The organism is Bradyrhizobium sp. SPXBL-04 (assembly GCF_051853035.1).
In the GTDB taxonomy this organism is placed as follows: Bacteria; Pseudomonadota; Alphaproteobacteria; order Rhizobiales; family Xanthobacteraceae; genus Bradyrhizobium; species Bradyrhizobium zhanjiangense.
The window spans coordinates 3,647,496-3,660,733 of record NZ_CP182472.1 but is presented as its reverse complement, the minus strand read 5'-3'; the positions used below and the strand labels follow the sequence as shown (position 1 = coordinate 3,660,733).

Sequence of the window (13,238 nt, the reverse complement as noted above, 5' to 3'; positions counted from 1 at the left end):
TTGAGGCAGCCCAGGGAATGCCATCCCACCCTAAGGCGCCGTCGTAAACCTCTCGTTAAGACCTTCGGCCGCTTGCGGCTTCACCGCGGCCAAGACCGCCACGGCGGCCTCGAAATCCCGCAGGCGCGTGGCCCGGCGAGCGGCCGCTTCCTCGTCCACGCCCCATTGGTCGATGTTCCAGTCCTCATCGACATGGGCGGCGGCCCAGACCTGGCCAGCATCACGCACGCCATGGGCCAGCGCCAGCGCGAGCAGCGCCGAGCCGGTCAGGGTGGTCACCACATGGAGCGCGGCGACCGACCAGGCATCTCTTGGCAGCGCGGCGCGGGCTGCCTTCAGCGCCTCGTCCGGCTGCTTCACATGCATGATGCCCTCGGACAGGATGAAATGCGCGCCCAGCGACTCCGCGGCCCAGAACAGCACGGGGTCCCAATGCGCGGCCTCGCGGGCGACCAGCCCTTCGGGGTGGCCGGCGCGATAGAACAACAGGTCGGTCTCGAAGTATTTTGCGAGATCGTCGCTGACGAGATCAACCCGGTCGATCACACCCTCGACCACGCTGTTGGCGATCCGCGTCAGCGGCATGGTCACGGGATCGATCGTCTCGCCCTGCGCAGCCCATTCGGCAGCAACCGCATCGGCGAGGTCGCGCGAGGGGATCACCACCTGACGCCCGGTGGGCGTGCGGATCGGCTTGCCGTCGAGGGTGATGGCGAAGCCGCCCTCGGCCTCGCCCGCGCCGGCCTCCTTGTAGAAGCGCTTGCGCGGGGACGTGCGCGCGGAGGCGCGCGCCGATTCCCGCGGATCCGGCGGGGGTTGCCCTGCAGCCTCTTCGAACAATTCGCGCATGTTGAGTCTTCGGTCCCGGTCGCTGAATGCTAAGCTTTCAAGATAAGAGCGGCGGCCGATAAAGCGAGCGGCTGGCATAAGGGAACTTGCGGGCATTGCAACCCTGCTCGCCGGGCTTTGGCTGGCCGCGGCGCCTAGCCCTACTCCTCCGGCGCGTTCTCGATCGGATCAAACCGGCTTGCATCCAGCCCGAGCAGATTCCACGATTGCTGCATATGTGGCGGCAGCGGCGCGGTGGCGTCGATCACGCCGCCGCGTGGATGCGGGATGACGATCCGGCGTGCCAGGAGATGCAGCCGGTTTTGCAAGCCGCCCGGCAGCTCCCAGTTCTCGATGTTGAAATATTTGGGATCGCCAATGATGGGATGGCCGATATGGGCCATATGGGCACGGAGTTGATGGGTGCGGCCCGTCACGGGCTTCAGCGACACCCAGGTCAGCTTGTTGCCGGCGGTCTCGACCATCGCATAGTACGTCACCGCGTGGCTGGCGCCCTCGTCGCCATGCTGGGCGATGCGCATGATGGTATCGTCCTCGCCCTCCTCCTTCGCGAGGAAGGTCGAGATGCGGCCCTGCTTCGGTTTCGGCAGGCCCGGCACCAGCGCCCAATAGACCTTTCGCGCCGAGCGCGACCGGAACGCGCCGGTCAAATGCGAGGCGGCAAAGCGCGTCTTGGCGATCAGGAGACAGCCCGACGTCTCCCTGTCGATACGGTGCACGAGGCGCGGCTTCTGGCCCTTGGAATCGCGCATCACCTCCAGCATCTGGTCGATGTGCCGCGTCATGCCCGAGCCGCCCTGCACGGCAAGGCCGGCGGGCTTGTTGAGGACGAGCACGTCGTCGTCCTCCCAAATCGTCATCTCCTTCAGCGCGGCAAGCGTCTTCTGCGCGGCTTCCGACAGAGGGCCGGCCGTCTTCGGCGTGTCGAGCTTGAGCGGCGGAATGCGGACGCTCTGCCCCTCCTCCAGGCGATCCTTGCTGTCGACGCGCTTGCCGTCGACACGCAGCTCGCCTTTGCGCACGACACGCTGGATGTGGGAGAACGACAGACCGGGAAAGCGCGCTTCGAGAAAACGGTCGACGCGCATGTTGTTCTCGTCGGCCGTCACGGTGACGGTCTGCACCTTGGTCGGCAGCAATGCCTCGACGGGCTTTGCTGGCGTGGGCTTTTCTATTGCGGCCTTGGGCGCACGCCGCTCGGCGCGCTCGCCCGCAAAGCGCGGCGGCTTGGCACCGGGCTTACCGCCAGGACGCGGTCCGGCCTTCTTCGCGCTGCGCGCCTTGAACGGGCGCGCCTCCTTGCGCTGATCACGCGAACGGGGCTCTTGGTTGGTTCTCTTGATGCGGCGGCTCATGGCTGCCTGCCTAGCCCAAAAGTGCCGTTTCGTCACGACGAAATGGCGATTTGGCCTCAGCCGCCCCGCTCCTTGCGCAGCTTGGCCCAGTAATCCAGCCGCTTCCTGATCTCGCGCTCGAAACCGCGCTCGGGCGGGTCGTAAAAGGTCTGGCGGCCGAGGGCTTCCGGGAAATAGTCCTGGCCTGAAAAGGCATCCGGCGCGTCGTGGTCGTATTCGTAGCCGGAGCCGTAGCCTTCGGACTTCATCAGCTTGGTCGGGGAATTGAGGATGTGCTTGGGCGGCAGCAGCGAGCCGGCCTGCTTTGCCACCTGCATCGCCGTGCCGAAGGCGGTATAGACCGCGTTCGATTTCGGCGCGGTGGCGAGATAGACCACGGCCTGCGCGATGGCGAGCTCGCCCTCTGGGTGACCCAGAAAGTCGAAAGCATCCTTGGCGGCGTTGGCGATGACCAGGGCCTGCGGATCGGCAAGACCGATGTCCTCGACCGCCATACGCACGACGCGGCGGGCCAGGAACAACGGATCCTCGCCGGCATCGAGCATGCGCGCGAGGTAATACAGCGCGGCATCGGGATCGGAGCCGCGCACCGACTTATGCAGCGCCGAGATCAGGTTGTAATGGCCGTCGGCCGACTTGTCGTAGATCGGGGCGCGGCGTTGCAAAATCTCCTGCAACTGCGCGGCGTTGAAGATCTCGTCCTTGCGCGCGGCGCGCCAGACTTCCTCGGCGAGCGTCAACGAGGCGCGGCCGTCGCCATCGGCCATGCGCACCAGCACCGCGCGCGCCTCGGCATCGAGCGGCAGCTTGCGGCCTTCGACCTCCTCGGCATGCGCGAACAGCTTTTCGATCGCGGCCGCGTCGAGCGAGCGAAACACCAGCACACGCGCGCGCGACAGAAGCGCCGCGTTGAGCTCGAACGACGGATTCTCGGTGGTGGCGCCGACCATGACCACCGTGCCGTCTTCCATCACGGGCAGAAACGAATCCTGCTGGGCGCGATTGAAGCGATGCACCTCATCGACGAACAGCAGCGTGCCCTTACCCATCTCCCGGCGGGCCCGCGCGGCATCGAACGCCTTCTTCAAATCGGCGACGCCGGAGAACACCGCGGAAATCTGCTCGAAATGCAGATCGGTCGCATCCGCCAACAGCCGCGCCACCGTGGTCTTGCCGGTGCCGGGCGGCCCCCAGAAGATGAGTGAGCCGAGCGTGCGCGTTTCCAGCATGCGCGTCAGCGCACCGTCGGAACCGAGGATGTGGTCCTGGCCGACGACCTCCGACAAGGCGCGCGGACGCAGCCGATCCGGCAGCGGATGCGGAGCATCATGATCGAGCCCCGCCGCGGCGAAGAGGGTTGGCGTCTCCTGTGGTCGCTTCGGACTCATCCGCCCAGCGTGACGTTGATCTGCTGGCCGCCGCGCACCAGCGTGATGCGCCAGATTCGGGGCCGTTCACCCGCGGCCTTCTCGAGGTCGCCGGTCTTGCTGATCTTCTGGTTGTTGACCGCCAGGATGATGTCGCCCTTCTGGAAGCCGACACTTGCGGCCGCGGTATCGCCGCCGATATCGGTGATCACGACGCCGTCGGTGTCGGCATCCAGATGCAGCTCGTCGGCGACGGCCGGCGTGATGGTCGAGACCTTCGCGCCCTGGAACGGCGAGCGCGCGGTGACGACGAGCTCGTTGCGGCCGGTGTCCGGCGCGGTCTCCAGTGCCACCGTCAACTTGACCGGCTTGCTGCCGCGCTGCACGTCGATCTGCGCGGTGCCGCCGAGCGGACGGGTCGCGAAGCGGTAATCGAAGGCGTTGGGATCATCCACGGTCTGGCCGTCGATCCCGGTGATGAGGTCGGAGGATTTCAGGCCGGCCTTCGCCGCGGGGCCATTCGGCACCACGCTTGCGACCAGCGCACCGGTCGGCGAGCGCAGGCCGAGACTCTCGGCGATCTCGGGCGTCACCGCCTGCAACCTCGCCCCCAGCCACGGCCGCTTCACCGCCTTGCCGCCGCTCTTGGCGGAAGCGACTACGACGCGCACCATGTTGGCGGGAATGGCAAAGCCGATTCCTTGCGAGCCGCCGGAGCGCGAATAGATCGCGGTGTTGATGCCGGCGAGCCTGCCGCTCATGTCGACCAGGGCGCCGCCGGAATTGCCGGGATTGATCGCCGCATCGGTCTGGATGAAGAACTGGTAGTCGGTGATGCCGACCTGCGTCCGCGCCAGCGCCGAGATGATGCCGTGGGTCACGGTCTGGCCGACGCCGAAGGGATTGCCGATGGCGAGCACGACGTCGCCGACCAGCAATTCGTCGGAATTGGTGAAGTCGAGGGTCGGGAATTTCTCCTTGGTGTCCTTCAGGCGAAGCACGGCGAGATCGGTGCGGGAATCCTTCAGCAGGATCTCGGCCTCGAACTCGCGCTTGTCCGACAATGACACTTTCACCTGGTCCGCGCCCTCGATGACATGGACGTTGGTGACGACGAGGCCGGAGGCATCGACGATGACGCCGGAGCCGAGCGAACGCTGCATCTGCTCGGGCTGCTGGCCCGGCACGCCGAAGAAGCGACGGAAGATCGGATCGTCGAGCAGTGGATTGCCGTTCTGCACCACCTTGGCGGCATAGACGTTGACGACGGCCGGCTGCACACGCTGCACGATCGGTGCATAGGACAGCCGCAACTCGGCCGGCGACGACGGGACCCGGCGGTCCTGCGCAGCAGTCGGATTGAAATGGGCTGAAAACGCTATGCACAAGGCCGTGGCGACGGCGGTCCAGGTCGATCGAAACATTCCTACCTCTTGGAAAAGACGCCGGAATATAGGCGCGTTCGCCCGCCAATAGAAGGGCGCCAGGCGGCAATATTCAGCCCCTTTCCAGTGTGTCCGAGATGCAAGCACAGCGTGCGAATCGGCAATTTGCCAGAGCGGTGGATTGGCATGATGCTCGTCATCCAGCATTGTGGTGTCGAGCGGATTCGGTTGCGGCGAATTGGCATCAGTGGGAACCGCGCAACCGGGCGCAGCGTCGCGGGGCAGTCATCGATCATACCTAGGCTCTCCCGTTGCGACTTGGGGAAGTTCGTCAAACGATGGAGTCATGACGTGAGCAGGACAAGAATTGCAGCCACGGCGATTGGACTCGCCGGCGCGCTGGCGGCCTCGCAGGCCCAGGCCCAATCGGCAAGCAGCAGCGAGCAGGAGATCGCGCTGCTGAAACAGCAATTGAAGATGCTGGAGCAGAAGCTCGACAAGCTCCAGAGTCAGACCGCAGCGAACACGGCGGCCACGGCGAAAGCCAGAGCCGAAGCGAAGGCTGAAGCCAAGGCCGAGGCGCGCTCGGAGGCAAAGGCCGCGGTTGCCAACGCCAATGCGGCGATCCCGGTCAAGGGACCGGCGCCGGCCTCCAGCGTCGTCGTGACGATGCCGAACAACCGGCCAACCATCTGCACCGCCGACCAGGCGAACTGCGTCGCCATCACCAGCCGCCTGCATTGGGATGTCGGCGGCTATGACTATCGTCCCGACACCGCGGCGACCGTGCCGCAGAAGCTCGACAGCGGCCAGAACGTTCGCCGCGCGCGCATCGGCGTCACCGGCAAGTTCTTCAACGACTGGAACTTCGCGCTGGTCTACGACTTCGGCGGCTCATCCGACGGATTTGGCGGCGCCGCGCCGGGATCCCTTCCGGGCGGTGGCGTCTCCGGCGTCGAGAATGCCTATCTCAGCTATACCGGCCTAAAGCCGTTCGGCGGACGAATGGCGATCGAGGCCGGCATCATGGACCTGCCCTACACCATGGACGAAGCCACGAGCTCCAACGACATCATGTTCATGGAGCGCGCCTCGCCCGGCGTGATTGCAACCAATATCGCCGCCGGTGACTTCCGCTCGGCAGCCGGTGCGCGCTGGTTCAACGACCAGCTCTGGATCGGCGGCTATGTCACGGGACCGTCGACCGGTGCGATCCACTCCGCCTCGAGCGCGGCGCCAGCCGGCACCAGCGAGCAATATGGCGCCGTGGCGCGCGTGGCCGGCAATCCGATCAGCGGCAAGGACTACTCGGTGCATATCGGCGCCGACGCGCAATGGCTGATCCAGCCGCCGCGCAACCTGATCGCCAACACGCAGACGGTCACGCTCAGCGATCGCCCGGAATTGCGTCTCGACCCGACCACGCTGATCTCCACCGGCGCCATCGCCAATGCCTCGGGCGCGCAGGTCTACAGCGTCGAGGCGGCGGCGACCTACGGACCCTTCATCGTCCAGGGCGAGTACTTCTGGTACAATGTCGATCGCACGGCCAACACCGGCGTGCCGCTGGTTGGTGCACCGAGCCTGAAATTCCAGGGCGGCTACGCCCAGGCCGGCTACGTGCTGACGGGCGAAGGCCGGACCTACAATGCTGCGAACGCCGCCTATAGCGGTGTCAAGCCGGCGCATCCGTTCTCGCTCGACGGTGGCGGCTGGGGCGCGTGGGAGATCGCGGGACGCTTCTCGACGATCGATCTCAACAATCAGTTGGGAGCAGCGACCGGCATCGCCGGCGGCCGGCAGACCGTCTATACGCTCGCGCTGAACTGGTACGTCAACGGCAACGTCCGCTTCATGCTCGACTATCTGCACGGAACGGTGTCGCGGCAGGCCTCGCCGATCTCGACCGCCGATGTCGGGTCGAAGTTCGACGCAGTGGCGATGCGCACGCAGTTTGCATTCTAGGCTCTACACCTCTCCCATTGGGCCCCATTGGGAGAGGTCGCGCCCAACGGATCGCGCCAAAGGCGCGCCCGATGACAGGCTCCGGCGCAGGTAAGGCGTTACGCTCGATCGAGGATGCGGCGCCCCTCACCCGAATTGCACTGGACGATGCTTGCGCATCGCCAGATGCAATTCGAACTCTCCCCGCTGGGGAGAGAAAAAAGGCCGGCGTCTTTCATCCCATCACGCCGCGCGCTTGGGCTTCTTCGCGGCCACCGGCGCGGGCGCGCAGGACAGCCGCTGTTGGTGGTTCTCGCCCCAGGCCTTCAGGATATCGATTACGGGCCTGAGGCTCTCGCCGAGCTCGGAGAGGCAATACTCAACGCGCGGCGGCACCTCGGCATAGACCTTGCGGATGACGAGCTTGTCCTCCTCCAGCGCGCGCAGCTGTTTGGTCAGCATGCGCTGGGTGATGCCCGGCATCCGGCGGCGCAATTCGCCGAAGCGCTGGGTGCCGCTCTGGAGGTGGTAGAGGATCACGCCCTTCCATTTGCCGTCGATCAGATCCAGCGTCGCCTCGACCGAGCAGCCGGGGCGCTGGGCAAAATTGCGCCGTTTCATGCGTGTTTTTCCAATAGTATCCAAACAGGGACTATATCCCCGAATTTACAGTACTTGCCAAATCGGGGCCAGAGCGACAGTTAGGATGGCGGGCGAACAAAGCCATCTGATGGAGACAAGCCATGAAGGCCGTCGGCTACAAGAAATCGCTTCCGATCGAGGACGCGGATTCACTGATCGATTTCGAGACCGCAAAACCCGAGCCCGGAGGGCGCGACATCCGCGTCGCGGTGAAAGCGATCTCGGCCAATCCGGTCGATTACAAGGTGCGCAAGCGTGCCGCCCCGCCCGAGGGCGAGATGAAGATCCTCGGCTATGACGCGGCCGGCGTGGTCGATGCCGTCGGCCCCGACGTCACGCTGTTCAAGCCGGGCGACGAGGTGTTTTACGCAGGCTCGATCCTGCGCCAGGGCACCAACTCGGAATACCACCTGGTCGACGAGCGCATCGTCGGCAGCAAGCCGAAGAGCCTCTCGTTCGCGCAAGCGGCCGCCCTTCCCCTCACCTCCATCACCGCCTGGGAGCTGCTGTTCGACCGGCTGGGCGCGGTCCCCGGCAAGAGCGTCGATCCGCGCACGCTGCTGATCATCGGCGGCGCCGGCGGCGTCGGCTCGATCCTGATCCAGCTCGCGCGTCGTCTCACCGGGCTGACCGTGCTCGCGACCGCGACGCGGCCGGAGTCGCAAAAATGGTGCCTCGATCTCGGCGCGCATGCGGTGATCGACCACGGTAAGCCGATGAAGGAGCAGATCGAGAAGCTCAAGTTGCCCCCGGTCGCGCTGGTCGCGAGCCTCACCTTCACCGACCAGCACTACAAGGCGATCGCGGAGGTCATGGCACCGCAGGGCAAGTTCGGCCTGATCGACGATCCGCCGGAATTCGCCATGAGCACATTCAAGGGCAAGGCGATCTCGGTGCACTGGGAATCGATGTTCACGCGCTCGTCATTCCAGACGCCTGATATGATCGCGCAGCATCGCCTGCTCAATGACGTCGCCGACCTCATCGACAAGGGCGTGTTGCGCACCACTCTCGACCAGACCTTTGGCACGATCAATGCGGCCAACCTCAAGCGCGCCCACGCGCTGCTCGAGAGCGGCAAGTCGCGCGACAAGATCGTGCTGGAGGGGTGGTAGCAGCTACAATGTCGGTGCGTAGGGTGGGTTAGCCCTGCGACTGCGCGAAGCGCGGTTCGCAGGGCGTAACCCACCTCTTCTATCTCTGCGGAAACACACAGCGGTGGGTTACGCCTTCGGCTAACCCACCCTACGTTTCCCTCGCCCCCTCGACGAACAGCAGCCGCCGCTCCAGCGCCGTCTGCCGCAGCTTCAGCGCCTCGGCATATTCCGGCGAGGCGTACCATTCCTTCAGCCTCGCCATCGACGGGAATTCGACGATGATGATGGCCTTCGGCGGAAGATTGCCTTCGGCGAGTTCGGCCTTGCCGCCGCGGACGAGATAACGCCCGCCGTATTGCGCGATCGTTTTCGCGGCGAGCGTACGATAGGCTTCAAATCCATCGGGATCGCGCATCTCGACTTCGGAAATCACATAGGCTGTCATGCACGGCCTCAAGCGATGGTGTTGACGATACCACCTTCCGCGCGCAGCGCCGCACCGTTGGTCGCGGACGCCTCTTTCGACGCAATGTAGACCACCATGTTGGCGATCTCCTCCACGCTGGCGAAGCGCTGGATCAGCGAGCTCGGACGATGCTGCTTGACGAAATTGGCAGCGGCTTCGTCCACCGATTGGCCGTTCTGCTTCGCCAGATCCTTCACGAACGTCTCGACGCCCTCCGACATGGTCGGGCCCGGCAGCACGGAATTGACGGTGACGCCGGTGCCGCGGGTGAGCTGCGCGAGCCCGCGCGCAACCGAGAGCTGGGCCGTCTTGGTCATGCCGTAATGAATCATCTCGACGGGAATGTTGAGTCCGGACTCCGAGGAGATGAAGACGATGCGGCCCCAGTTGCGCTTCAGCATGCCCTTCATGTACGCGCGCGACAGCCGCACGCCGCTCATTACGTTGACCTCGAAGAAGCGCGTCCAGTCCTCGTCGGGAATCTCGAAAAACTCCTTCGGTTCGAAGATGCCGGCATTGTTGATGAGGATGTCGATTTCGGGAAGCGCCGCCACGAGCGCCTTGCAGCCTTCCGCCGTCGAGACGTCGGCGGCGATGCCGCGGGCCTTGGCGGCGGTCCCTTCCAGCTTGCGGACGGCCGCATCGACCTTGTCCCGGCCGCGACCGTTGATCACGACGCTGGCGCCCGAAGCGGCGAGGCCCTTGGCGATGGCGTGGCCGATGCCGGCGGTCGAGCCGGTCACCAGTGCAGTTTTTCCCGAAAGGTCGATGTTCATGTAGTATCTCCATCAGAACGATGACGGGGATATCGGACGTGGCGGATTGGGCCGCAATTGGCGCTCACCAATCAGTGACGATCACGAGCTGTTCCGGCAGCGACATGGCGCCTCGTATGCCCCTGTCGCGGCTGGAACGATTATTGCTAGCCTGACCAAGCTCTTTTGCTCATGTGGACACGGAAGGACCTTGCGATGAAAATAACGGCCCTCATTGTTGCGCTCGGGTTGCTGGGTCTGATCAGCGGCAATTCGCTCGCGCAGGCCCAAGCGGTCTATCCGGAAAAACCGTTGCAATTGATCGTGCCCTTCCCGCCCGGCGGCGCCTCCGACGTGGTCGCGCGCATCATCGGCGGCGAACTGGAGACGCGGCTCGGCAAGCCCGTGATCATCATGAACCGTCCCGGCGGCGGCACCACGATCGCGGCCAAGGAAGTCGCGCGCTCGGCGCCTGACGGATACACCCTGTTCTTCAGCTCGAATTCGAGCTTCACGCTGCCCGCGGCCGTCAAGGAAAGCGTGCCTTACGACGCAGCCAAGGATTTCGAGCCGCTCGGCCAGGTCGGCAAGATCACGCTGGCGCTGGTCACTTACAAGGACAACCCGATCAAAGACGTGGCTGCGCTCGTCACCGAGGCGAAGGCCAATCCCGACAAGCTGTCGCTGGCGTCGTTCGGCGTTGCGACCGTCTCGCATTTCGCCGGCGAGCTGTTCAAATCGGCCGCCGGAATCAAGATGGTCCACCTGCCCTACAAGGGCAGTGCGCCGGCGATGAACGACCTTATCGGCAAGCACATTCAGTACCACGTCGACACAGTGATCGCCGTGAAGCCGCAGATCGAGGCAGGCACCGTCAAAGTGCTCGCCGTGTTCTCGGCCAAGCGGACGCCGTTCCTGCCTGACGTGCCGACGCTCGCCGAGCTCGGCTATGGCAACATCGACTTCGCCTCATGGGGCGCGGTGGTCGCACCCAAGGGGCTGCCGCCGGCCGTTCGTGACAAGCTGACGGCAACGCTGGAGGATACGATCAACAGCCCATCCGTGGCCGAACGCTTCGCCAAGGTCGGGTTCGAGCCCGGCTTTGCGCGCTACAGCGATTGGGCGGGAGCCATCGGCAAGGAGACCGCTGAAATGAAGGACATCGCGCAAAAGGCGGGGATCAAGGAGGAATAGTCCTTCCGACGCGCCCCATTCCTCGAAACAAAAACGGCGCCCAGGAGGGCGCCGTTTTCAATCCGTATCTGCCGATCCGGCTTACGCCGCCTCGGCTTCCTTCTCCTGCACCGTACCCGAATCCTGGCCCTTGGCGTCGACGTCGCGATCAACGAACTCGATCACGGCCATCGCGGCGTTGTCGCCGTAGCGGAAGCCGGCCTTGATGATGCGGGTGTAGCCGCCCTGGCGGTCCTTGTAGCGGGTCGCGAGCGTGTCGAACAGCTTCTTGACCATGTCGACGTCGCGCAGCTCCGCGATCGCCTGGCGGCGCAGCGACAGGCCGCCCTTCTTGCCGAGGGTGACGAGCTTCTCGACGATCGGGCGAAGCTCCTTGGCCTTGGGCAGCGTGGTGACGATCTGCTCGTGCTTGATCAGTGCGGCCGCCATGTTGGCGAACATCGCCTTGCGGTGCTCGGCGGTGCGGTTGAGCTTCCGATGAACCTTGCCGTGACGCATGTGTGTAGTCCTTACTTTAAAACTGCCGCGACGGTTCGTCGGACATGTTGCTCAGGTGGGCTGCCTGCGTTCGCCCATGAAAATAACGGCCGGAGAGCCCGGCCGTCACGGTGAAGTCGATCAGTAGTGATCTTCGAAGCGCTTGGCGAGCTCGTCGATGTTCTCCGGCGGCCAGCCCGGCACTTCCATGCCGAGGTGCAGACCCATCTGGGCCAGCACTTCCTTGATCTCGTTCAGCGACTTGCGGCCGAAGTTCGGGGTGCGGAGCATTTCGGCTTCCGACTTCTGCACGAGGTCGCCGATATAGACGATGTTGTCGTTCTTCAAGCAGTTGGCCGAACGCACCGACAGCTCGAGCTCGTCCACCTTCTTGAGGAAGGCCGGGTTGAAGGCGAGGTCCGGGATGATCTCCTGGGCGACTTCCTTGCGCGGCTCTTCGAAATTGACGAACACGTTGAGCTGATCCTGCAGGATGCGCGCGGCGTAGGCCACCGAGTCATCCGGCGAGATCGCGCCGTTGGTCTCGATCGTCATGGTCAGCTTGTCGTAGTCGAGGATCTGGCCCTCGCGGGTGTTCTCGACCTTGTAGGAGACCTTGCGGACCGGCGAGTAGAGGCTGTCGACCGGGATCAGACCGATCGGCGCATCCTCGGGGCGGTTGCGCTCGGCGGGCACGTAGCCCTTGCCGGTCGAGACCGTGAACTCCATGCGGATCTCCGCACCCTCGTCGAGGGTGCAGATCTGCAGGTCCGGGTTGAGCACGGTGACGTCGCCGACGGTCTGGATGTCGCCGGCGGTGACGACGCCCGGGCCCTGCTTCTTCACGACCATGCGCTTGGGGCCTTCGCCCTGCATCTTGATCGAGATGTCCTTGATGTTGAGCACGATGTCGGTGACGTCCTCACGGACGCCCGCGATCGAGGAGAACTCGTGCAGCACGCCGTCGATATGCACCGACTGCACTGCCGCGCCCTGAAGCGAGGAGAGCAGGATGCGGCGCAGGGCGTTGCCGAGGGTCTGGCCGAAGCCGCGCTCGAGCGGCTCGGCGACGATGGTCGCGAAACGCGAGGGATCGCTGCCGGGGGACACCTGGAGCTTGTTCGGCCGAATCAGTTCTTGCCAATTTTTCTGGATCGTCACTGTTTCACCCATACAGGCCAGCCAATTTGACAGTTCAAATACTGGCGTTGGAGAAAGGCCGCAGAGCATTCCCGCGGCTTCTTAGAAAAGTCATCGCGGGCGCCGATGCGCCCGCAACCTCGTATCAAACGCGCCGACGCTTGCGGGGACGGCAACCGTTGTGCGGGATCGTGGTCACGTCGCGGATCGAGGTGACGGTGAAGCCCGCGGCCTGAAGTGCGCGGAGCGCCGACTCACGGCCCGAGCCGGGGCCGGCGACTTCGACTTCCAGCGTGCGCATGCCGTGCTCTTGCGCCTTCTTCGAGACGTCTTCCGCGGCAACCTGCGCGGCGTACGGGGTCGACTTGCGCGAGCCCTTGAAGCCCATCGTGCCGGCGGAGGACCAGGCAATGGTGTTGCCCTGTGCGTCGGTGATGGTGATGGTCGTGTTGTTGAACGACGAGTTCACGTGCGCGACGCCGGAGGCGATGTTCTTGCGCTCACGACGACGAACGCGGGTGGCTTCCTTGCCCATTGAGTACCTTTCCTGGAGATCTCAAACGCCGC

The 13,238-nt window shown here is 64.7% G+C and carries 13 protein-coding genes; 3 read left to right on the top strand and 10 right to left on the bottom strand.

The features are described 5' to 3' along the window. Positions 1-30: 30 nt before the first annotated feature. The 4 genes from ACNJX8_RS17220 to ACNJX8_RS17205 form a co-directional block, all read right to left on the bottom strand. Positions 31-849: an ATP12 family chaperone protein gene (locus ACNJX8_RS17220; RefSeq protein WP_439361425.1), complete on the bottom strand. Its 819-nt coding sequence runs from the start codon at positions 847-849 to the stop codon at positions 31-33. Between the two features lie 140 nt (positions 850-989). Then, positions 990-2,204, bottom strand: a complete 1,215-nt coding sequence (locus tag ACNJX8_RS17215; RefSeq protein WP_128933145.1) for an RluA family pseudouridine synthase — start codon at positions 2,202-2,204, stop codon at positions 990-992. Positions 2,205-2,260: 56 nt separating this feature from the next. After that, positions 2,261-3,592: a replication-associated recombination protein A gene (locus ACNJX8_RS17210; RefSeq protein ID WP_439361424.1), complete on the bottom strand. Its 1,332-nt coding sequence runs from the start codon at positions 3,590-3,592 to the stop codon at positions 2,261-2,263. After that, positions 3,589-4,995, bottom strand: coding sequence for a DegQ family serine endoprotease (locus ACNJX8_RS17205; RefSeq protein ID WP_439361423.1), 1,407 nt, complete (start codon positions 4,993-4,995; stop codon positions 3,589-3,591). Before ACNJX8_RS17205 ends, ACNJX8_RS17210 begins: the two co-directional genes overlap by 4 nt. Positions 4,996-5,307: 312 nt before the next feature. Here ACNJX8_RS17205 and ACNJX8_RS17200 point away from each other — a divergent pair, with 312 nt between their 5' ends. Continuing rightward, a complete protein-coding gene (locus ACNJX8_RS17200; protein WP_439361422.1) occupies positions 5,308-6,921 on the top strand; it encodes an OprO/OprP family phosphate-selective porin in 1,614 nt (537 codons plus the stop codon). Positions 6,922-7,143: 222 nt separating this feature from the next. On the opposite strand, the gene ACNJX8_RS17195 is transcribed toward ACNJX8_RS17200, so the two are convergent. Further along, positions 7,144-7,521 carry a winged helix-turn-helix transcriptional regulator gene (locus tag ACNJX8_RS17195; RefSeq protein WP_439361421.1) on the bottom strand — a complete coding sequence of 126 codons (378 nt, stop codon included), beginning with the start codon at positions 7,519-7,521 and terminating at the stop codon, positions 7,144-7,146. Positions 7,522-7,643: 122 nt separating this feature from the next. Here ACNJX8_RS17195 and ACNJX8_RS17190 point away from each other — a divergent pair, with 122 nt between their 5' ends. Next, the gene (locus tag ACNJX8_RS17190) at positions 7,644-8,657 is read left to right on the top strand and encodes a zinc-binding alcohol dehydrogenase family protein (protein WP_439361420.1); all 1,014 of its coding nucleotides are present in this window, start codon (positions 7,644-7,646) and stop codon (positions 8,655-8,657) included. 130 nt (positions 8,658-8,787) lie between these two features. On the opposite strand, the gene ACNJX8_RS17185 is transcribed toward ACNJX8_RS17190, so the two are convergent. Next, the gene (locus ACNJX8_RS17185; protein WP_249756534.1) at positions 8,788-9,084 is read right to left on the bottom strand and encodes a DUF1330 domain-containing protein; all 297 of its coding nucleotides are present in this window, start codon (positions 9,082-9,084) and stop codon (positions 8,788-8,790) included. Positions 9,085-9,092: 8 nt separating this feature from the next. Continuing rightward, complete coding sequence (locus ACNJX8_RS17180; protein WP_439361419.1) at positions 9,093-9,881, bottom strand: SDR family NAD(P)-dependent oxidoreductase; 789 nt, start codon at positions 9,879-9,881, stop codon at positions 9,093-9,095. A 195-nt stretch (positions 9,882-10,076) separates the two neighbouring features. Here ACNJX8_RS17180 and ACNJX8_RS17175 point away from each other — a divergent pair, with 195 nt between their 5' ends. Beyond that, positions 10,077-11,054 (top strand): Bug family tripartite tricarboxylate transporter substrate binding protein, encoded by a 978-nt coding sequence (locus ACNJX8_RS17175; RefSeq protein ID WP_439361418.1) that lies wholly within the window; start codon positions 10,077-10,079, stop codon positions 11,052-11,054. An 81-nt stretch (positions 11,055-11,135) separates the two neighbouring features. Here the strand turns inward: ACNJX8_RS17175 and rplQ are convergent, their stop codons facing one another. From rplQ to rpsK, 3 genes are all read right to left on the bottom strand, one after another. Then, complete coding sequence (gene rplQ / locus ACNJX8_RS17170; RefSeq protein WP_439361417.1) at positions 11,136-11,552, bottom strand: 50S ribosomal protein L17; 417 nt, start codon at positions 11,550-11,552, stop codon at positions 11,136-11,138. Between the two features lie 120 nt (positions 11,553-11,672). After that, entirely contained in the window at positions 11,673-12,704 is a 1,032-nt protein-coding gene (locus ACNJX8_RS17165; protein ID WP_091894736.1) for a DNA-directed RNA polymerase subunit alpha, read from the bottom strand. 112 nt (positions 12,705-12,816) lie between these two features. Then, positions 12,817-13,206 (bottom strand): 30S ribosomal protein S11, encoded by a 390-nt coding sequence (gene rpsK, locus ACNJX8_RS17160; RefSeq protein WP_007603045.1) that lies wholly within the window; start codon positions 13,204-13,206, stop codon positions 12,817-12,819. Between the last annotated feature and the right edge of the window lie 32 nt (positions 13,207-13,238).